The organism is Stenotrophomonas sp. FW305-3-2-15-E-LB1, assembly GCF_058787375.1.
This window is the reverse complement of sequence record NZ_JBYSZR010000014.1, coordinates 47,433-67,345: the sequence shown is the minus strand read 5'-3', so window position 1 is coordinate 67,345 and position 19,913 is coordinate 47,433. Positions and strand designations below refer to the sequence as shown.

General features: G+C 68.5%; 20 protein-coding genes. 13 read left to right on the top strand and 7 right to left on the bottom strand.

Going from position 1 to position 19,913, the window contains the following annotated elements:
- Positions 1–176 precede the first annotated feature (176 nt).
- From AC3WL7_RS12075 to AC3WL7_RS12065, 3 genes are all read left to right on the top strand, one after another.
- Complete coding sequence (locus tag AC3WL7_RS12075; protein ID WP_492750399.1) at positions 177–989, top strand: alpha/beta fold hydrolase; 813 nt, start codon at positions 177–179, stop codon at positions 987–989.
- A gap of 81 nt (positions 990–1,070) precedes the next feature.
- Positions 1,071–2,195 (top strand): hypothetical protein, encoded by a 1,125-nt coding sequence (locus AC3WL7_RS12070; protein ID WP_492750398.1) that lies wholly within the window; start codon positions 1,071–1,073, stop codon positions 2,193–2,195.
- 51 nt (positions 2,196–2,246) lie between these two features.
- Complete coding sequence (locus tag AC3WL7_RS12065) at positions 2,247–2,417, top strand: hypothetical protein (protein WP_174208929.1); 171 nt, start codon at positions 2,247–2,249, stop codon at positions 2,415–2,417.
- Here AC3WL7_RS12065 and AC3WL7_RS12060 read toward each other — a convergent pair.
- Positions 2,414–3,133, bottom strand: coding sequence for a hypothetical protein (locus tag AC3WL7_RS12060; RefSeq protein WP_492750397.1), 720 nt, complete (start codon positions 3,131–3,133; stop codon positions 2,414–2,416). The two genes, AC3WL7_RS12065 and AC3WL7_RS12060, sit on opposite strands and share 4 nt — an antisense overlap.
- A 138-nt stretch (positions 3,134–3,271) precedes the next feature.
- On the opposite strand from AC3WL7_RS12060, the gene AC3WL7_RS12055 reads away from it, so the two are divergent.
- Genes AC3WL7_RS12055 through AC3WL7_RS12040 form a run of 4 tightly spaced genes read left to right on the top strand, consistent with a single transcriptional unit; the run spans position 3,272 to position 6,132 of the window.
- Complete coding sequence (locus tag AC3WL7_RS12055; RefSeq protein ID WP_492750396.1) at positions 3,272–3,919, top strand: hypothetical protein; 648 nt, start codon at positions 3,272–3,274, stop codon at positions 3,917–3,919.
- A 51-nt stretch (positions 3,920–3,970) separates the two neighbouring features.
- On the top strand, positions 3,971–4,516 hold the full coding sequence (locus AC3WL7_RS12050) for an RNA 2'-phosphotransferase (protein ID WP_079220442.1): 546 nt from the start codon (positions 3,971–3,973) through the stop codon (positions 4,514–4,516).
- Complete coding sequence (locus AC3WL7_RS12045) at positions 4,513–5,130, top strand: hypothetical protein (protein ID WP_492750395.1); 618 nt, start codon at positions 4,513–4,515, stop codon at positions 5,128–5,130. Before AC3WL7_RS12050 ends, AC3WL7_RS12045 begins: the two co-directional genes overlap by 4 nt.
- Positions 5,131–5,163: 33 nt before the next feature.
- Complete coding sequence (locus AC3WL7_RS12040; RefSeq protein WP_492750394.1) at positions 5,164–6,132, top strand: polysaccharide deacetylase family protein; 969 nt, start codon at positions 5,164–5,166, stop codon at positions 6,130–6,132.
- A gap of 17 nt (positions 6,133–6,149) precedes the next feature.
- On the opposite strand, the gene AC3WL7_RS12035 is transcribed toward AC3WL7_RS12040, so the two are convergent.
- Both AC3WL7_RS12035 and AC3WL7_RS12030 read right to left on the bottom strand, forming a co-directional pair.
- Complete coding sequence (locus tag AC3WL7_RS12035; RefSeq protein WP_492750393.1) at positions 6,150–6,992, bottom strand: class I SAM-dependent methyltransferase; 843 nt, start codon at positions 6,990–6,992, stop codon at positions 6,150–6,152.
- A gap of 252 nt (positions 6,993–7,244) precedes the next feature.
- Positions 7,245–7,661 carry a hypothetical protein gene (locus AC3WL7_RS12030; protein WP_492750392.1) on the bottom strand — a complete coding sequence of 139 codons (417 nt, stop codon included), beginning with the start codon at positions 7,659–7,661 and terminating at the stop codon, positions 7,245–7,247.
- 88 nt (positions 7,662–7,749) lie between these two features.
- Here AC3WL7_RS12030 and AC3WL7_RS12025 point away from each other — a divergent pair, with 88 nt between their 5' ends.
- Positions 7,750–8,025, top strand: coding sequence for a hypothetical protein (locus AC3WL7_RS12025; protein ID WP_079220447.1), 276 nt, complete (start codon positions 7,750–7,752; stop codon positions 8,023–8,025).
- Between the two features lie 92 nt (positions 8,026–8,117).
- Here the strand turns inward: AC3WL7_RS12025 and dmeF are convergent, their stop codons facing one another.
- Complete coding sequence (dmeF, locus tag AC3WL7_RS12020; protein WP_492750391.1) at positions 8,118–9,104, bottom strand: CDF family Co(II)/Ni(II) efflux transporter DmeF; 987 nt, start codon at positions 9,102–9,104, stop codon at positions 8,118–8,120.
- A 50-nt stretch (positions 9,105–9,154) separates the two neighbouring features.
- On the opposite strand from dmeF, the gene AC3WL7_RS12015 reads away from it, so the two are divergent.
- A complete protein-coding gene (locus tag AC3WL7_RS12015) occupies positions 9,155–9,439 on the top strand; it encodes a metal-sensing transcriptional repressor (RefSeq protein WP_079220449.1) in 285 nt (94 codons plus the stop codon).
- Between the two features lie 129 nt (positions 9,440–9,568).
- Positions 9,569–10,894 carry a GTP-binding protein gene (locus AC3WL7_RS12010; RefSeq protein ID WP_492750390.1) on the top strand — a complete coding sequence of 442 codons (1,326 nt, stop codon included), beginning with the start codon at positions 9,569–9,571 and terminating at the stop codon, positions 10,892–10,894.
- A 63-nt stretch (positions 10,895–10,957) separates the two neighbouring features.
- Here the strand turns inward: AC3WL7_RS12010 and AC3WL7_RS12005 are convergent, their stop codons facing one another.
- A complete protein-coding gene (locus tag AC3WL7_RS12005; protein WP_492750389.1) occupies positions 10,958–12,565 on the bottom strand; it encodes an ATP-binding cassette domain-containing protein in 1,608 nt (535 codons plus the stop codon).
- Between the two features lie 293 nt (positions 12,566–12,858).
- Positions 12,859–13,758, bottom strand: coding sequence for a LysR family transcriptional regulator (locus AC3WL7_RS12000; protein WP_492750388.1), 900 nt, complete (start codon positions 13,756–13,758; stop codon positions 12,859–12,861).
- A gap of 224 nt (positions 13,759–13,982) precedes the next feature.
- On the opposite strand from AC3WL7_RS12000, the gene AC3WL7_RS11995 reads away from it, so the two are divergent.
- Together AC3WL7_RS11995 and AC3WL7_RS11990 are read left to right on the top strand one after the other, a co-directional pair.
- Entirely contained in the window at positions 13,983–15,161 is a 1,179-nt protein-coding gene (locus AC3WL7_RS11995) for a serine hydrolase domain-containing protein (RefSeq protein ID WP_492750387.1), read from the top strand.
- Entirely contained in the window at positions 15,158–16,342 is a 1,185-nt protein-coding gene (locus tag AC3WL7_RS11990; protein ID WP_492750386.1) for an MFS transporter, read from the top strand. Before AC3WL7_RS11995 ends, AC3WL7_RS11990 begins: the two co-directional genes overlap by 4 nt.
- Before the next feature lie 308 nt (positions 16,343–16,650).
- Here AC3WL7_RS11990 and AC3WL7_RS11985 read toward each other — a convergent pair whose 3' ends face one another.
- On the bottom strand, positions 16,651–18,270 hold the full coding sequence (locus tag AC3WL7_RS11985; RefSeq protein ID WP_079220455.1) for an EAL domain-containing protein: 1,620 nt from the start codon (positions 18,268–18,270) through the stop codon (positions 16,651–16,653).
- Between the two features lie 226 nt (positions 18,271–18,496).
- Here AC3WL7_RS11985 and cycA point away from each other — a divergent pair, with 226 nt between their 5' ends.
- The gene (cycA, locus tag AC3WL7_RS11980; RefSeq protein ID WP_492750385.1) at positions 18,497–19,867 is read left to right on the top strand and encodes a D-serine/D-alanine/glycine transporter; all 1,371 of its coding nucleotides are present in this window, start codon (positions 18,497–18,499) and stop codon (positions 19,865–19,867) included.
- The last annotated feature ends 46 nt before the right edge of the window (positions 19,868–19,913 follow it).

The following is a 19,913-nucleotide window of genomic DNA, read 5'->3' as shown; positions in this document are numbered from 1 at the left end:
TCGGCGATACCGGATCTGGCTGGGAATCCGGCTGAACGCGACAAGCTGGCGTGGACTGACCTCGCGATCCGCCCGCCGCCGCACGTGTAGGCCGCGTCAGCGCGCCTGCCAAATCTCTCACGGGGCCTGACGCTCCGGCTCCCTAGGCTGGGGCCTTCCTTCCCCTGGGAGCTCCCATGACTGCTTCTTCCGTCCGCCTCCACATCGAAGACACCGGCGGTACCGGCCGCCCGGTCATCCTCATCCACGGCTGGCCGCTCTCGGCCGAGGCCTGGAAGGCACAGGTGCCGATCCTGCGCGACGCCGGCTATCGCGTGATCAGCTACGACCGGCGCGGTTTCGGCCGCTCGGAGAAGCCCACCGAAGGCTACGACTACGACACTCTGGCCGCTGATCTAGCAGCCCTCATCGAAGAACGTGACCTGAAGGATGTCAGCCTGGTCGGCTTTTCGATGGGCGGCGGCGAAGTCGCGCGCTACATCAACAACCACGGTGAGGACCGCCTGCACAGCGTGGTCTTCGCGTCAGCGGTGCCGCCGTACCTGCTGAAGACGGACGACAATCCGGATGGCCCGTTGCCGCAGGCAAAGGCCGACGAAATGCGCCAAGGCCTGGAAAAGGACCGCGAGGAATTCTTCGACGGCTTCACCCACGATTTCTTCAGTGCCAACGGCAAGTTGAAGGTGACCGAAGAGGAGCGCCAGGCAGCGATCGCGCTGTGCCACCAGTCCGACCAGACGGCGGCACTGGGATGCATGAAGGCCTTCGCCACCACCGATTTCAGGGCTGACCTGAAGCGCGTGACAGTGCCGTCGCTGATCCTGCACGGCGACGCGGATGCGACCGTGCCGTTCGAAGGCTCAGGCGAGCGCACGCATGCGGCGCTGGCCGGCAGCGAGCTGGTGCTGCTGAAGGATGCGCCGCACGGCTGCAACACCAGCCATGCTGATGACTTCAATCTGGCGCTGCTGAACTTCCTGAAGAAGTGAAACGTACGGAAGCGCCGCGACCGACTTGACCAGGAGGGATGTGGCGCTCAGCATGCGGGCATTCAGACGCAAGGACGCGTTATGCCTGCAGACCCACACGCAACACCTTTTACACGCGAGCCGCTGACGCCTTTTGCGCGGGAGCAGTTGTGGGAGGCTGTGCGTGCCCGCCGTGGGGTGATGGTTGGGAACCTGGTCTTCACCAGCTTGATGGGGGTGATCCTCGCGCTCCTTCCTGCTGCCGCCGTATACCTCTTCCCAATCGAGGCACCGTTTCGAATCGGCCTTGGGATATGGGCCCTTGCGGGCGCGGCGGTAACGATTGCACAGGCACGTCTGGTGCTTCGGATATTTGGCCCCTACCTGCAAGCCCTTTGGCGCGGGCAGGGACTCCGGGCAGCGCTTCCGCCGACCTCCGTGCGGGAGTCGCGTGCTTCCTTCTCGGCAGAGGTGTGGTTTGCCGGCATTGGGAAGGATGGAGGCGACTACGTGGTGCAGCTGGAGCTGCCGGAGCGCTTCGGCCCCATATTCGGAACCCACGTTCAGCACCTGATGATGCTGCCGCGTGCGTCTGCGATGCAGTTCCATGTTGCGCCGTGGGGTGGTCCCCGAAAAGTCCTGTACGCGCTGCATCAGCCCGATGAGCCTGCACCCGCGGCGTACACCGCGCCCATGGCCGGGTGGCCGCTGCCGCCGACGGAGTGGAGCATGGCGGAGTTTCTTGTGGCGGTTGCCCTGATGTTGCTGGGTGCCGCGCTCGCCGCGTGTTTGGCCTTGGTTTCCGGCGCCCATCCCTATCTCGCCGTGCTGTTGCTCATTGTTGCAGGCGGTGGCGGTTTCTGGGCAGGAGGCCAAGGGCTTCATCATGGCGCCCGGCTGTGGAGGCGTCGCGGTGCGGCACCGCAGATGGAGGTTCTGGAGGGCAGGGCACAGGGCGTCCTGCACTTCCGTTGGCCGCTTCCCGCTAAGGGTGGGGCATCCATCGCGTACCTCGAACGCTGGATGCTGCTGGGGAACCAATGGCACAGGCTCGTCCGCCTGCCCACGACGGACTACGCACCGGCCGTGATGCCGCCATTGCCTGAAGTCATCGACGGTGTACGGCTCGAGTATGCGGTGTGGGGCAGAGAGCGGCGCCTGATGCGTGCATTCGCGGCCGGGGAGGCGTGGATCGGCGGTGAGCTGATGCCAGACGCGCCTTGCTGACAACCACCGTCGTTCACAACCGTTGGTGCGGGAGTGCGCCACACTGCCACCATGCCCACAGCACGCACGCCCCCCTGGAAGAAGCCCAACCCGAAGGGGCAGAAAAAGCAGCCGCTGTCCGACGCGCAGAAGGCGGCGGCGCGGCAGCGGGCCGAGGAGAACGGCCGGCGCTACCCGAACCTGGTGGACAACATGTGGGCCGCCAAGCTGCCACGGGGCTAGCGCGCGGGCTCGTCTTCCTCCATCGGCCAGGGTTCCCAGCCGTCTTCCCGCCAAGGCACCAACGTGCGCTGCTGCATGTGGATGTTCTCCTCGGGCAGGCCACTGGCCCTGGCCAGTTCGCGCCGCAGCACGGCGGGATCGGCGCGGATGGGCATGGCGACCTGCAGCACATCACCCTGTTGGCGCACCAGCGGAGGCAGGACATCGGCGTGGTAGCCGTTGATGTAGGGCATGGGCCCGCGTGAATAGCGCGGCAGGACGATGTACTGAGGGGTGCGCACGACAACGGGCGCCCAGCGCAGCAGCAGTTCGCCGTGCTGGTGCTGCACGATGCGCACCTCGGCCACGTTGGCGGTGTAACCGAAGGCGTTGCGAACCATCACGTTGAAGCGTGCCGGGTTGGGCATCAGCCACGCCCACACGGCGATGATGGTGATGAACAGGGCTGCGCCCACGAATGACCACCACCGTGGCGCTTTCGCCTGAACCTTGTAGGTCAGCGATTCCGGATTCCTGCGCATGGCGCGCCAGTACCGTTTGCGCTGCCGGCGCGTGGGGCTGTGTGGCCCGAGCGGGGAGACCAGTACGCGGGGCGGCAGCTTGGCCAGCCGCGCATCGACCACCTTGATGAAGCCATACGCGGCCAGTGCGAACGGAATGCCGCAGGTGACCAGGCAGGCAAGCAGGTATAGCGCGTAGATCTGTGAGTCGCTCATTGCGTGGTGCGTACTGCCGTCCTGTGCAGGACGTACATGATGGCCGAGATGGACGCCGGTGTCGCTTCTGCCAGCCGACAGCGCCCCACTGCTTCGTTAGGATGCCCAACCTTTGCTGGAATGCACCGCGTGGCCTTCATGACTGCCCGCCTCCGACGCCTCTGTGGCGCCGGGTTGATGCTCTTCCTGCTGCATGGTCTGGCGCTGGCGTCGCTGGGACTGGCGGTGAGCTACTTCCACCACCGCACGCAGCTGCTGCTGGAGCCCTTCCCGATGCCACTGCTGCCAGCGTGTGGCGGCCACGATCCGGTGGCGCGCCTGCATGTGGCGGATCTGCTGCTGGCACGAGCGGGTGCGCTGGATGACTGGCAGCCCGTGCACTGGGTGGTAGTGAGCGCCCTGCTGTCATCGCTGCTGGGCGCGCTTGCGGTGAGCGTGAACCTGCTGCGCCGGACATGGGGTGGGCGCCGGCAAGGTGCCTGGGGGCTGTTCGGCCTGCATCTGCTGGTGCTGGGCCTGGCGATGCAGTTGCTGCGGCTGTACGAACAGGTGTGGACGGGCATGGTGACCGGCCTGCCGGCGGCATGCATGGTCGGTCCCACCGCCCTGGAAGACGATGCAACGAGCGGGGCACATCGCACCGTGCCGCAGATGCTGGCCGGCGCTGGCCTGCCGGTGCCACAGTTGCCGGATGCCCTGGCGATGCTGGTAAGCGCGCTGCTGCTGGCAGCGACGGTGGTGGGGATATGGCTGTGGCGGACGCTGCCGCTGTCGGCGGTGGAGTGATGCGGCGGATGGGCGCTGGCATTCGCCGCTGCAGTGCGTCAGGCTATGCCCATGGAAAAGGACATTTCCCTTGACCGGGCCAGCAGATTCCTGAGCCTGGTGCTGCGGCACGAACCGCAGAAGATCGGCCTGCAGCTGGATGCGCAGGGCTGGGCCGGCATTGATGAGCTGTTGCAGCGGCTGGGCCGGCATGGGCTGCCGCTGGACCGTGCGAGCCTGGATCGGCTGGTGCAGGAGAACGACAAGCGACGCTTTGCCATCAGTGACGATGGCCTGCGTATCCGCGCCAGCCAAGGGCACTCGATTGCGGTGGACCTTGGGCTTGCGCCGCTCGTGCCTCCGCCGTGGCTGTACCACGGCACGGTGCCGCGCTTCCTGGAGGCCATTGCCACCGAGGGCCTGCGCCCCGGAGAACGCCAGCACGTGCACCTGTCCCTGGACCGCGACACCGCCTTGCAGGTGGGTGCGCGGCGGGGTACGCCGGTGGTGCTCAGCATCGATGCCGGGCGCATGCACGGCGATGGCCATGTGTTCCACCAGTCGGAAAACGGCGTGTGGCTGACCGCGCACGTGCCGCCGAAGTACATCGCGGGATGAAGCGCCTCGCTGTTGCCCGTGGACTGGGCCCGCCGTTGTTCCTGCTGCCGGTGCTGGCCCTGTGTGCACTGGCGCTGGCCGAGGGCGGCTTGCACTTCCGTGTGCAGTACCTGCTGGAACCCGCCGCGGGCGCCTGCGCGCACCCGGACCTGGCCTCGCGCAGTGCCGTGGTGATGGCGATGGTGGAGCGGGGCCGGGCGCTGCAGCCCTGGGTGGAACTGCGCTGGATTCCCATTGCGGGTGTGCTGCTGGCCTTGCTGGCGGCCGTGCTGGCCGGCGTGTCTGCGGTACGCCACGCAGCGGGCCGGGTGCGCAGGGTCGCCATCGCTTACGTGCTGCTGCACGCGGGCGCGCTGGGCCTGGCCGGTTGGGCGCTGTACCGCGCCGAAACCGCCTGGGCACGCATGGTGAAGCTGGCGCCGGTGGTCTGCGCGCTGGACCCGGCCAATCCGGACGTGCCCCTTGCGCAGGTGCCGCAGCAGGCCTTCGCGCTGTTCATGGGCAGCAGCGCGGGCCTGCTGCACAACCCCGGGCGGTTGGCGATGGTGCTGGCGGCAGTGCTGCTGGTCGCGCTGGTGATGGGGGTGTGGCTGTGGCGCGGTGAGCGCAGGTAGAGTGTCGGTTCCCGCCGGAAACCGGATGTACTGATGCGTTCGTTGCTGCGTGCCGTGCCGTTGTTGCTGCTTTCGCTGGTGGCGCAGGCCGCTGAGGTGGATCGCCGTATCGCGGTGACCATCGACGACCTGCCGTGGGCGCGCCTGGACGAGATCGTGCCGCCTGATCTGCAGGCGCGTCATGAGGCGCTGATGGCGCAGCTGCAGCAGGCGGGCGTGCCGGTGGTGGGCTTCGTCAACGGCAACAAGCTGGAAGTGGATGGCGTGGTGCAGCCGGCGCGGGTGCAGATGCTGCGCGACTGGCGCGATGCCGGTTACGTGCTGGGCAACCACACCTGGTCGCACATGGATCTGAACGCCAAGGGCGTGGCCGCGTTCCAGCAGGATTTCCTGCGCGGTGAGGACGTACTGAAGCCGTTGCTGGCCGAGCGCGGCCAGGTGCCGCAGTGGATGCGCCATCCGTACCTGCGGGCGGGCCGCACGCCGAAGGACCGTGCGGTGATGGATACCTTCTTCGCTGAGCATGGTTACCGCATCGCGCCGGTGACCGTCGACAACGGTGAGTGGGTCTGGGCGTTCGCTTACGCCAACGTGATGAACGAACAGCCGGATTCACCCGAGCGCGCGGCCACCTTGGCGCGCCTGCGCAAGGGCTACGTGCCCTACATGCTGAACAAGCTGGACTACTACGAGCAGCAGTCGCAGGCGCTGCTGGGATATGCCCTGCCGCAGGTGTGGCTGATGCATGCCAACGAACTCAATGCAGCAACGTTTGCCGAACTGGTGGCTGCCACCAAGCGCCGCGGCTATCGCTTCATTTCGCTGGAAGAGGCGCTGCGCGACCCGGCCTATGCGCGTGGCACCGAGGGCTACGATGGCCGCTATGGCCCCAGCTGGCTGCACCGCTGGGCGATGGCCGAGAAGAAGCCGAAGGCGTACTACGGCAACGAGCCGGCAGTGCCGCAGTGGGTGAAGACGCTGGCCAAGGTCGATTACGAATGACGGCCAGCTGCTAGCCGTCAGCGCTTGACGGCCAGCACGCCATCCAGCGCCAGCTCGGCCTTGAAGCCGGCCTTCTCCAGGCGCTTGGCCACTTCGCGCGGCACGTCGCGGCCGCTGGTCAGCTTGTTCGGCGCACCGGTGTAGTGGAATAGGCGCCCGCCCTTGCGGATGACGCGGGCCAGGTGATCGTAGAACGCCTGCGAGTACAGTTCGCCGGCGATACCGAAACGCGGCGGGTCGTGCAGGATGGCATCGACGCTGTTGCTGGCCACCTGTTCGATCTGCTGCGAGACATCGCCCTGGCCGAAGTGCAGGCGGCCACCGGCGGCAGCCGACTCCGGATCGGGCGACCACGGATTGAGCGTGCGCAGCCACATGACGTCTGCGTTTTTCTCGAACGAACGGATCTGGCCGACGCCGGCTTCCAGCGCGCAGGCGGCGAAGTAGCCGAGGCCACCGCAGGTATCGAGGATGGACTTGCCGGCAGGCGCAACCAGCTCGACCTTGCGGCGCGCGTCTTCGAACGGTGACAGCTTGGAGGTCGGCAGCATCTTGATGCCGTCGATCTCGAAGGTGGGCGCGCCCCATTCGGTGGGCACCAGCTTGATGAGCGAGCCGCTGAAGCGCGAGATCGAGGCGAAGTCCTCGCCGTCCCAGTAGTACAGCGTGCGGTCCTTCAGCTTGCCCGGCCACGGGTACGGCCGGCCGCGGAAATTGAAGCCCTCGGCGTCCAGGCCGACGGTGTCCTGGCTGCGGCCCAGGTCGAGCGAGCCCTGCCAGTCGGCAGCATCCTTGTCGTGCGCGCGGCGCAGGGCATCGGCGCTGTCGCGGGTGAGCAGGGGGCCGGTGTAATGGGTCACGGCGGGTACCGGGGCTGGGCGGGGGAGGGCATGGTACCCGACCGGCCGTGAGCCCTGCAGGGACGGGTGGGGTCGGCGCTATGGCGTGCTGCTGCAGCTGGGCCATCGTCGGTCAGGCGCACCTCGTCATAGGCGCCGGTGGTGGTGACCGGCACGACGGCAAAGAGCAGCGACAGCAGCAGCATGGCGTAGCCCCCAAAAGTGGCCAGCCTCAGGTCCGCAGCAGCGCAATACCATCAGGAAAGTTGCAGATCATTCGCACTTCACCGCATACACCGGCCCTGCACCGATCAGCAGCAGGGCCATATAGTCGCTGTCGCCCGCCTTGGCCTTCAGCGAGGCGCCCCGCTTGGTATGGAACAGGCCGAAGCCGCCAGCGCGGCGGATCAGGGCGCTGTCGATCTGTTCGGCATCGTCGCGGAAGTAGCGGGCGATGTCGGTGCGGCTGGCCTGGGTCAGTGCGTTGGGCTCGCGCTGCCAGTGGCCGTCGCGCTCGAAGGAGACAAAGTACTGCCCGCCTTCCTTGTCGATGCGGAACTCGGCGGGTTTGCGCGTGCTGGTGGTGAAGCAGCCCTGCAGGGGATCGGAGGAGAACGGCAGCTGGGTATCGCCGGAACAGGCGCCCAGCAGCAGGAAGGTGCCGGGCAGCAGCAGGCGGAGCGCGCGCATGGGATGTCCCGACGGGGCAGGTGCAGCTAGTGTAGGGCGAGGGCAGGGCCTGCCCGTACCGATAATCGGCAAGAACCAGGGAACTGCGATGGCACAGGGCAAGGCACCGTGGTGTGGGTTGGCAAGCTGGCTGGGGCTGCTGGCCGGGTGGGGCGCGGGTTGGCTGGCGGCGCTGGCCTTTGGCGGCAGCGCACCGGCGGCCGGGCTGAGCGTGGGGGTGCTGGCCTCGGCAGTGGTTGGGCTGGGGCTGGCCGTGGCGGCGCGGGCGCGGGATGAGCGCCATGCGTGGCTGGGCATCGGCGGCGCGCTGTTGAGCGCGCTGCCGTTGAAGCTCTACCTGTTGCGGATGCTGTTCAAGCTGTAGGCGCCCGCTTTGGTAGAGCCGAGCCCATGCTCGGCTGCTCTGGGCAGAACCAGCCGAGCATGGGCTCGGCTCTACAGGAAAGAACCGCGGCATCACGCCGTGCGATGGATTTCCAGCGTCACGTGCACCAGTTCTTCGTGCACGGCGAGCGCCTGGCGCAGCTGGTCGGCATCCAGATCGACATCGCTGGTGACCACGCTGGCAGCCACGGCGTACTTGCCACGGCCCACCTGCCACACATGCAGATCGGCCAGGCGTGCCGGCCAGGGCCCCTGTTCGATCACTTCGCGTACTTCCGCGACCACCGGCGCGTCCATCTGCGCATCGAGCAGCACGCGGCCGCTGTCGCGCAGCAGGCCGACGGCCCAGACCGTCACCAGCACGGCGCCAATCAGGCCCATCACCGGGTCCAGCCAGGCGGCGCCCCACAGCTTGCCGCCGAGCAGCGCAACGATGGCCAGCACCGAGGTCGCGGCGTCGGCCAGCACATGCATGTAGGCCGAGCGCAGGTTGAGGTCGTGGCCATGGGCATGACCGTGCGCGTGATCGTGGTGGTCATGGTCATGGTCGTGTCCATGCGCGTGACCATGCGCGTGGCCGTGATGGTGGTGGGGATGGCCCGGGCTGTCGTGCAGCCACCACGCGCACAGCAGGTTCACCCCCAGGCCGACCACGGCGATGAGGATGGCCTCGTCGTAGTGGATGGGCGCAGGCACCCACAGGCGCTGCAGCGACTGCACGGCCATCAGCGCGGCCACGCCGAGCAGGGCAATGGCGCTGGTGTAGCCGGCCAGGATCTCGATCTTCCAGGTACCGAAGGCAAAGCGCGGGTCGTGCGCGTAGCGCCGTGCGCAGCGGTAGGCGAACACCGAGAGGCCGAGCGCCAGGGCGTGCGAGCTCATGTGCCAGCCATCGGCGAGCACGGCCATGGAGTTGAACCACCAGCCGCCGAAGATCTCGATGAACATCATGCTGACGGTGAGCCACATGGCACGGCGGGTATTGCGTTCGGCCAGTGGATTGCCGTCGTCGAAGCGATGGTCGTGGCGGCGGGAGGCGGCGAGGGCGTCCAGGTGCATGGGGGCATTCATGAGTGGAAGGATACCCCCATAGGGTATACGATACGGCCATGGCACATGTACACAAGAACCGGAAACAACTGCTGACCCGGGTGCGCCGCATCGGCGGCCAAGTGGCGGCGCTGGAGCAGGCACTGGACCGCCCGGAGGGCGCGGCAGGCGACTGCGCGGACGTGCTGGTGCAGGTGGCTGCCGTGCGTGGCGCGGCGCACAGCCTGCTGATGGAGCTGCTGCACGAGCACCTGCAGGAACACGTGGTGGCTGCCGAAGACCCGCAGCAGCGGGCGGCGGAAGCCGAAGTACTGGTGGAACTGCTGCGCCGCTACGGCAAATAGCGGAGCAGTCGAGCGAGCTCGACTCTACGCACCCCTCGGTAATGCCGGCCGCTGGCCGGCAGTCCGTCGCTGCGTCGTGGCCGTTTAATGTTATATAGTAACATTTCCATCCACAGCCCTTCGCCCCGCATGAACCCTGTTTCCCGCGCCGACCGCCGCCTGCCGGTCACCGTGCTGTCCGGCTTCCTGGGGGCCGGCAAGACCACGTTGCTCAACCAGATCCTGCGCAACCGCGATGGCCTGCGCGTGGCGGTCATCGTCAACGACATGAGCGAGGTCAACATCGATGCGCAGCTGCTGCGCGACGGTGGTGCCGAGCTGCGCCGCACCGAGGAAACGCTGGTGGAGTTCAGCAACGGCTGCATCTGCTGCACCCTGCGCGACGACCTGCTGCAGGAAGTACGCCGCCTGGCCGATGCCGGGCGCTATGACTACCTGCTGATCGAATCCACGGGTATCGGCGAGCCCATGCCGGTGGCTGCCACCTTCGCCGTACGCGACGAACAGGGCTTCAGCCTGAGCGACATCGCGCGCCTGGACACGATGGTGACCGTGGTCGATGGCAGCGCGTTCCTCGCTGATTTCGGATCGACCCTGCGCCTGGCCGAGCGCGGCCAGCAGGCCGGCCCGGACGATGATCGCGGCGTGGTGGACCTGCTGTGCGAGCAGGTGGAGTTTGCCGATGTGATCGTGGTGAGCAAGGTCGACCGGGCCGATGAGGACGTGCTGCAGGACACGCTGGCGGTGCTGCGCGGGCTGAACCGCGATGCGAAGCTGCTGCTGTCCTCGTTTGGCGATGTACCGCTGCGCGAGCTGCTGGACACCGGACGCTTTGACTTCGACCGTGCACAGCAGGCACCAGGCTGGGTGAAGGAACTGCGCGGCGAGCACACGCCGGAAACCGAGGAGTACGGGATCGGCAGCTTCGTCTATCGCTCGCGCCGGCCGTTCCACCCGGGGCGTTTCGCCCGCGCACTGCAGGAGGGCATGCCCGGGGTGATCCGCAGCAAGGGCTGGTTCTGGCTGGCCAACCGCATGGACTGGGTGGGCGAGTTGAGCAGCGTGGGGGCGGCGACGCGTACGCAGGCGGCTGGCTTCTGGTACGCGGCGCGCGAGCGCGTGCGTGCCGGCAATGAGGACACCACGCCGCTGTTGCCGCCGACACCGCTGCCGTACAGCGACCTGGGCTGGGCGCGGCAGCAGGCCGACTGCTGGAGCGCGCCGCTGCCGGGGCGGGAGGAATTTCCGGATGGCGAGGCACACGCGGCGATGGCCCGCCTTTGGCACCCGCTCTGGGGCGACCGCAGGCAGGAGCTGGTGGTGATCGGCGTGCACATGGATGAGCGTGCGGTGCGCGCGGCGTTGGATGCGTGCCTGCTCAACGACAGCGAACTGCGCGCGGGGCCGTTGTTGTGGCAGCAGTTGCCGCAGGCGTTTCCGGTGTGGAAGCGCTGAGGGCAGAAGCAGCCACGCGTGGCGTGGCTCTACTGGGCCGTGCCATCCACGCGTGGCGTGGCTCTACAACGCGTCGCGCCACTGCCAGCAATCGCTGCCCACCTGCAGCACCTGCGTTGGCTGCAACGCATGCAGCAGGTGGGTGTCATGGCTGACCATCACCAAACCGCCTTCCCACGCACCCAGCAGCGATTCCAGTGCCTGTAGTGCCGTCAGGTCCAGCGCGTTGCCGGGCTCGTCCAGCAGCAACAGCTGCGGCGCGGGTTGCGCGTAGAGCACGCTGGCCAGGGCACCCTTCACCCGCTCGCCGTCGCTGAGGCTGCTGGCGGGGCGCTGGATGCGGTGTGCATCCAGCCCGAGCAGGGCCAGCCGTGTGCGCAGCTCGGCCGGGTCGGCGGCCGCGTTGGCTGCCTGTACGGTCTCCAGAATGCTGCGTTCGCCAGCCAGGGCCAGCAGCTGCTGGTCGAGCAGGGCCAGCGGTGCGTGCCGCTGCACCTCGCCCGCACGCGGCTGCAGCTGCCCGGCCAGTACGCGCAGCAGCGTGGATTTGCCGCTGCCGTTGTCGCCCACCACGGCGATGCGCTGGCCACGGCGGATCTCCAGCTGCAGCGGTGCGCTGCAACCGTGCGGCAGCACCAGATCGTGTGCCTGCAGCAGGCGCGCGCTGCCACGTTCGCCATCGCTGGCAAACAGGGCAAGTTCGGGGGCGGCCTGCACGGCTGCCGCCGCGCTGCGCAGCTGCTGCGCGCTGGCCTGCAGGCGGTCGGCCTGGATCTGCTGCGCGCGGCCCAGGGTGGCCTCCGCACGCTGTTTCTGCCCGCCCAGCAGGATCGGTGCCTGGTTGGCCTGCTTGGCATCGCGGTTGCCGCGCGCTTGCCGCTGCTGCTGGCGTTCGTGCTGTTCGCGCGCGCTGCGTTGCTGCTGGCGGTGCTGCGCGCGGGCATGGTCGAGCTGCGCGGCGGCGGCATCGCGCTCGGCCGCGCGCGCGTCGGCATAGTGCTGCCAGGGCCCGCCATAGCGGTGCAGCCCGCGTGCATCCAGTTCCACGATCTGCTGCATGTTGGCCAGCAGTTCGCGGTCGTGGCTGATGACCAGCAGTCCACCCGGCCAGCGCTGCAGCTGCTGGTACAACTGCTGGCGGTTGCGCGCATCCAGATGATTGCTGGGCTCGTCGAGGATGAGCCAGTCGGCACCGCTGGCCCATGCGCCGGACAGGGCCACGCGCATGGCCTGGCCGCCACTGAGGCGTGCGGCTGGCTGGGTGGGCTGCAGGTCATCGGGCAGGCCGAGGGCATGCCACTGCTGCTGCAGGCGTTCGCGCAGGTCCCAGCGGTCGCCGACGCAGGCGAAGTCCGCTTCGTCGATGCTGCCGGCTTCGATGCGCGCCAGCGCTGCCAGTGCATCACCGACGCCGGCCAGTTCGCCGACCGAGCCGCGTGGCGGATAACCGGGCGTGGGCAGCAGGAAGACCCGGCCGCTGCTGCGTACCTGCCCACTGTCGGGCAGAAGTTGCCCGGCCAGCAGGCGCGCGAGCACGCTCTTGCCGGTGCCATTGGCGCCGACGAGGCCGGTGGCCACCGGTTCAAAGGAAAACGACAGTTCGGAAAACAGCGATCGGCCATCGGCCAACCGATAGGACACGCGATCGAGCGCGAGGGAATGCGTGGTCATGCGACCTCCATGGGATGCCTGGTTCTCCCCTGCGCACAGGGGCGGGAAGAGTCGGGCCGTCTAGTGCAAAGACGGCGGCATCACTGGCGCATCGGTCGCGAGCCTCTTGGAGGAATGAGGGGGGATTATAGCGCTGGTGGCTGAATGGTCGCGGTGGCGATGCCCCTTCATCCACGCATGGCGTGGATCCACTGAAACGTCGTGGCGATGCCCCTTCATCCACGCATGGCGTGGATCTACTGAATCGTCGTGGCGATGCCCCCGTCATCCACGCATGGCGTGGATCTACCGGGCTACGGGACGGTATCCAGGCGCGCGCTGATGAAATCGATGAACACCCGCAGCTTCGGCAGCACGTGGCGGCCGGAGGGCCACAGCAGGTGGAAGGTGCCGCGGGAATGCACGTGCCCATCGAGCACGGTGACCAGGCGGCCCTCGGCGAGGGCATCGCGGACCGAGTGCACCGGCACGAAGGCCAGGCCGATATCGCGCAGGGCCAGCTCCACCCGTGCCTCGATGGTATTGGCGACCATGTGCACGGGCAGGTCCTGCGCGGCCTGCTGGTCCGGCCACTGGACCGGCCACGGCTCGAGCTTGCCGCTGCTGGGGAACTTGTAATGCAGCAGGGTGTGCTGCAGCAGGTCGGCCGGGGCCTTGGGCACGCCGCGCCGCTGCAGGTAGGACGGTGAGGCGACGATGCGCCGTGGAAACACGCCCAGGCGCCGGGCGTTCATCCGCGAATCACTGGGTTCGCCGACGCGCAGCACGGCATCGAAGCCTTCCTCGATGACATCGACCAGGCGGTCGCTGAAATCCAGGTCGAGACGGATGTCCGGATAGGCGGCCATGAAATCGGCCAGCAACGGCAGGGTCAGGTCGCCCACCAGCGGCAGGCTGATGCGCAGCGTGCCGCTGGGTGCGGCGTGCGGCTGGGCCAGTTCGGTGCGTGCAGCATCGCGCTCGGCGAGGATGCGGCGGCAGCGCGCCAGGAACAGCTGGCCTTCTGCGGTGAGGGTGATGCTGCGCGTGCTGCGGTGGAACAGGCGTACGCCCAGTGCGTGCTCCAGCCGTGCCACGCATTTGCCGGCAGCCGAGGCGGAGATGCCCTGCAGGCGGCCGGTCTCGACGAAGCTGCGGGTGTCGGCGGCATGCACGAAGGTCTGCAGGTTGGCGAGGTTGTCGAGGACGGACATGGGCGGCGCAGCGGGAAAACCGCAGGGTAGGGCCAGTTGCAGCGTGCGGCTAGCGGGTCGTTGCAACACTGCGGTTCAACACCGCTGCGCTGGCAGCCCGCCCGTGCTGTCCGTGCAGGGCGCCGATTGCGGACCCGCCGGTCCGCGAAGCGCGGAGCGCCGCCCCGCTTTTTGCAGCGGCGCGCGCTGCCTAAGGTGGCGGCCCTCCCCCCAAGGATTGCCCCATGAATACTCTTCCTGTCGACGCATCCACGTCCACACTGCCCGGCGTGGACCGTGTACTGCAGCAGGCCCACCCGCAGCGCCTGGTGGGTGCGGTGGTGCTGGTGCGCGAACACGGCGTGCTGCGCCATGCCAGCGCCAGCGGCCTGGCCGACCGCGAGGCGGGTACGCCGATGCAGCGCGACCAGCTGTTCCGCCTGGCCTCGGTGAGCAAGCCGCTGCTGACCACGGTGATCCTGCGCCTGGTGGCCGACGGCGTGCTCGATCTGGATGCGCCGGTGCAGCGTTGGCTGCCGACGTTCCGCCCGGCGCTTGGCGATGGCAGCGTGCCGCCGATCAGCCTGCGGCAGCTGCTGAGCCATAGCAGTGGCCTGGGCTACCGCTTCCTCGAAGCCGACGCCGCAGGGCCCTATGCGCGTGCCGGCGTCAGCGATGGCATGGACGCCAACCCGGTGAGCCTGCAGGACAACGTACAGCGCATCGGCCAGGTACCGCTGTTGTTCGCACCGGGCAGCCAGTGGCTGTATTCGCTGGGCGTGGATGTGGCCGGTGCGGTGGCCGAAGCGGCGAGCGGGCAGACGCTGCAGCAGCTGTTTGATCGCCTGCTGGCACAGCCCCTGGGCCTGCGCGATACCGGCTTCAGCACCGCGCAGGGCGCGCGTCTGGCCACCGCCTATGCCAATGATGTGCCGCAGCCGCATCGCCTGCAGGAGGGCGAGATCGTCGCGCCGTTCGATGGCACCGTGGGCATCGAGTACAGCCTGGCACGCGCCACCGATGCCAGCCGTTATGCCTCGGCGGGCGCTGGCCTGATCGGCAGCGCCGATGACGTAATGACCGTGCTGGAGGCCCTGCGCGATGTGCAGGCGTCTGCCGTGCTGCCGCCAGCGCTGGTGGCCGAGATGGGCCGCCCGCAGGTGGGCGGGCAGGGGCCAGCCGATCCGCCGGGCTGGGGCTTCGGCCTCGGCTTTGCGGTGCTGCGCGACCCGGCCGCATCAGGCACGCCGCAGGGCGTGGGCACGTGGCGCTGGGGCGGTGCCTACGGCCACAGCTGGTTCGTCGACCCGGCGCGCGGCCTCAGCGTGGTGGCGCTCACCAATACCCTGTACGAGGGCATGCACGGCGCGTTCGTCGATGACCTGCGCGATGCGGTGTACCGCGATCTGGAGGCCGCGCGATGAGCGGCCATGCCATCGACGCATCATCGCCTGCGGGTGAAGCAACGCGGTTGCCGTGGAACGGCCTGCTGGCCCTGGCCGGGGGCAGCTTCATCACCCTGCTGACCGAGACCCTGCCGGCTGGCGTGCTGCGGCCGATGGGGCAGAGCCTGGGCGTGAGCGATGCGGCCGTGGGCCAGCTGGTGAGCGTGTATGCACTGGGGTCGGTGCTGGCGGCGTTGCCCATGACCGCGCTGACCCAGCGGATGCCCCGCCGGCCGTTGCTGCTGGCGGCGATTGCCGGCTTCGTTGTGGTCAACGCACTGACGGCGCTGACCAGCAACTACACGCTGCTGCTGGTGGTGCGCTTCCTGGCAGGCGTGGGGGCGGGCCTGCTGTGGTCGCTGGTGGCGGGCTATGCCGCGCGCATGGTGGTGCCGGCGCTGCAGGGACGGGCGATTGCGGTGGCGATGGTGGGTTCGCCGCTGGCGTTGTCGCTGGGCGTGCCGGCGGGCACGCTGCTGGGCCAGCAGATCGGCTGGCGCTGGGCGTTCGGCCTGATGGCGCTGCTGGCGGTGCTGCTGCTGGGCTGGGTGCGCTGGGCGGTGCCTGCACTGCCGGCGGCGGGCGGCGGCCAGCGGGTGCCGCTGGGCACGGTGTGGCGCCTGCCCGGCGTGCGCAGCACCCTGCTGGTGATGGCGCTGTATGTGCTGGCGCACAACGTGCTGTACACCTACATCGAGCCGCTGGCGATCCTGGCCAACGCGCAGCACTGGCTGGACCGCGTGCTGCTGGCCTTTGGCGTGGCCGCCGTTGCAGGCATCGGCATTGCCGGCTGGGGCGTGGATCGCCACCTGCGCGCGCTGGTGTGGGCGGCGGTGGCCGGTTTCGTGCTGGCGGTGGCGGCGCTGCTGCTGTGGCCGGGCGTGCCGCAGGTGCTGCTGGTGGCGAGCGTGCTGTGGGGCGTGGCGTTTGGCGCGGTGCCGACGCTGTTCCAGACCGCCGTGGCCCGCCGTGCCGGTGCCGCGGCCGACCTGGCGCAGTCGATGCTGGTGACCGGCTGGAACCTGGCGATTGCCGCAGGCGGCGTGGCGGGTGGCGTGGTGCTGCAGTCGGTCGGCGCAGGGCAGCTGGCGTGGTTGCCGCTGCTGTTGCTGGCCGTGTGCGCGGCGTGGTTGTGGGCGCGGCCGAAGGCCTGGGCGTAGCGGCGGTTGCATGGCGTTGCCGGCCAGCGGCCGGCACTACCAGGGCTGCGTCATCCACGCATGGCGTGGATCTACTGAGCGCAGCGACCCGCGTTTTTCTTTGCTCTTTCTGTTGATTCCGTGGTGTGACGCCGCAGCAATGTGTCAGAGGACGGGGCGGTGGGGCTCGCGGGGGTGTCTGCCGCATGGATGCGGCGGACAAGCCTCCATGGATGGATTCACGGCGTCCCCCGCGAGCCCCACCGCCCCGGCCAAGCACGCGATCATTGCGCACGCCGCCCCGCCACGAGGGGCTCCGCCGTTGGCCGTCATTCTTCCGCGCCGGCCTGTTCGATCGGCACGCTGCGTGGGTTCTGCATGTCCTCGCGCGCTGCGCCGTAGCGCTGCTGGCGCTGGTGGTGGAAGGCGATGAACGCATCGCGCGGCAACGGGCGCGAGAACAGCCAGCCCTGCCCGAACTGCACCTGCTGGCTGTGCAGGTAGGCCAGCTGCGGTTCGGTTTCCACGCCTTCGGCCACCACCCACAGGCCCAGTTCCCTGGCCATGTCGATGATGTGCGGGGTGACCGGGCTGGTGGCGCTCTCGGTGCCGATGGCATCGACGAACGACTTGTCGATCTTCAGCGCATCCAGCGGCAGCTGTTCCAGGTACTGCAGGCTGGAATAGCCGACGCCGAAATCGTCGATGGCGATGCTGTGGCCGGCGCGGCGCGCAGCGGCCAGCATGGTGCGTGCACGGTCGGCATCGAGGAAGCCGCGTTCGGTGGCTTCCAGCCAGATCTGCTGCGGCAGGATGCCGCTGCCGGCCATGCGCTGGGTGATCGACTTCAACGCGCGGCCGCTGATGATGTCCTCGGCCGCAAGGTTGATGGCGATGTGCGCGCTGCGGTCCTGCACCAGCAGATCGCGCATGTCCGACACCACGTTCTCGATCACCAGGTCGGTGAGCGCGGTGATCAGGCCGTGCTCCTCGGCCAGCGGCACGAAGATGTCCGGCCGCACCTGGGTGCCGTCGGGGCGCTGCCAGCGCACTAGGGCTTCGGCGCCGACGCAGATGCCGGTCTCCAGCTCGATGATGGGCTGGTAGTGCAGGTACAGCTCGCGGCGGCGGATGGCGATGGCCAGCTCGCCACGCAGCGAGAGGCGGCGGCGCGACAGCCAGATCACCACGCCGGTGCCGATGCCGGCCAGCAGCAGCCCCACCGGCACGAACAGCCACGCCTGCTGGCGGAAGGTGGCCGCCAGCGCGGTGCGCGGCCCGGTGGCGATGGCCAGCCACTCGTTGTTGCGGGCGGTGGCGTACAGGGTGTCGTTGTCGAGGCCCTCGCCGGGCTCGCGCAGCAGCCGCGCCAGCAGGGCCTCGTCGATGCCGCTCTGCTTGGACAGCAGGCGGCCGTCGGGGCTGGCCAGGGCCAGGCGCACCTGCGGGTCGGCGATGACATCAACGAAACGGCGCGGGTCGACCAGCGTGTCGTAGGAGCCGTACAGGATGGACAGCACCTTGCGCTGCTCGGTGGCCTGCGGGCGCACGTCCACCTTGATGCCGGCCCCATCGCTGGTGACATGGTCCGGGGTGGGCTGGGCGACATCCCCCTCGAACGCACCCCACGAGGTGCACCGCAGCTTGCCCGCTTCGAAATAACCCATCTGGTCGACCGAGGGCGTGGTCATCACCAGCGTCTGCAGGCGCCGCACGTGCGCGGCGCTGCACGGGGGCAGGCGCGACGCTTCGGCGGACTTCAGCACGGCCAGCGATTCCTGGTAGGAGACGTCGGCGCGACGCAGGGTGCGTTCGGCGATCTCGTGCAGGCGCCGCTGTTCCAGGCCGACGGCGCTGTTCCAGGTGGCATAGACCATCGCGGCGATCGGCACGATGGCCACCAGGATCGACAGCACGGTCGCCCCGATGATGACGCCCAGGCGGCTCATGGCAGGGTTTCCAGCGGGCGGGGCAGGGCGCTGCGCATGGCGGGCCGGTCCTTGGTCGGATGCGCTATCTGAGCATGTTGCAGCGCCGGGGGAAATGGGCAGGGCCACGAAGGGGGGCGCATTGGGATGAAAGCGCTGCGATTTGACGCGTCCACCCAGCGGGACGCTGGCGCCCGGCGCCGCAGAGGGCTACCGTCGGGGACTTCACCCGCCCCTTCCCGCGCCCATGACCGAGCCCGCCACGCCCCCCGAACACCTGCGCCGCAGCCTGTCCAACCGCCACCTGCAACTGATCGCCATCGGCGGTGCCATCGGTACCGGCCTGTTCATGGGGTCGGGCAAGACCATCAGCCTGGCCGGCCCGTCCATCCTGTTCGTCTACCTCATCATCGGCGCGATGCTGTTCTTCGTGATGCGCGCGATGGGCGAGCTGCTGCTGTCCAACCTGCAGTACAAATCCTTCATCGATTTTTCCACCGATCTGCTCGGCCCCTGGGCCGGGTTCTTCTGCGGGTGGACGTACTGGTTCTGCTGGATCGTCACCGCCATCGCCGATGTCATCGCCATCGCCGCCTATGCGCAGTTCTGGTTCCCCGAACTGCAGGCATGGATACCCGCACTGCTGTGCGTGATGCTGCTGCTGGGCCTGAACCTGGTGACGGTCAAGCTGTTCGGCGAAATGGAATTCTGGTTCGCGCTGATCAAGATCGTGGCCATCTGCGCGCTGATCATCACCGGTGCCGGCCTGGTCGCGTGGGGCTTCACCTCGCCCAGCGGGCATACCGCTTCGCTGTCCAACCTGTGGAATGACGGCGGCATGTTCCCGATGGGCCTGGTCGGCTTCTTCGCCGGTTTCCAGATCGCGGTGTTCGCCTTCGTCGGCATCGAGCTGGTGGGCACCACCGCCGCCGAAACCGCTGACCCGGAGCGCAACCTGCCCAAGGCGATCAACTCGATCCCGGTGCGCATCATCATCTTCTACGTGCTGGCCCTGGTGGCGATCATGGCGGTGACGCCGTGGCGCCAGGTGGTGCCGGACAAGAGCCCGTTCGTGCAGCTGTTCGTGCTGGCCGGCATTCCCGCCGCGGCCAGCCTGATCAACTTCGTGGTGCTGACCTCGGCCACCTCGTCGGCCAACAGCGGCATCTTCTCCACCAGCCGCATGCTGTACGGCCTGGCCGAAGAGGGCCACGCCCCGCGCGGCCTGTCGCGCCTGTCGCGCGCGGCGGTGCCGGCCCGCGGCCTGCTGTTCTCGTGCCTGTGCCTGCTGGGCGGCACCCTGCTGATCTACCTGATCCCGAACCTGGTGACCGCCTTCACCCTGGTGACGACGCTGGCGACGGTGCTCTTCATCTTCGTCTGGTCGCTGATCCTGGTGGCCTACATGGTCTACCGCCGCCGCTACCCGGAACGCCATGCGGCGTCGATCTTCAAGATGCCCGGCGGCGTCGCCATGTGCTGGGCGTGCCTGGTGTTCTTCGCTGGCGTGCTGGTGCTGCTGAGCCTGCAGGCCGACACCCGCCAGGCCTTGGTGGCCAGCCCGGTGTGGTTCGTGCTGCTGGGTGTGGGGTATTGGCTGCGGAGGCGGGCGGGGTAGCGTCGACCGTTGGTCGACTATCGCGCGCAGCGCGGGGTTTTCGCGT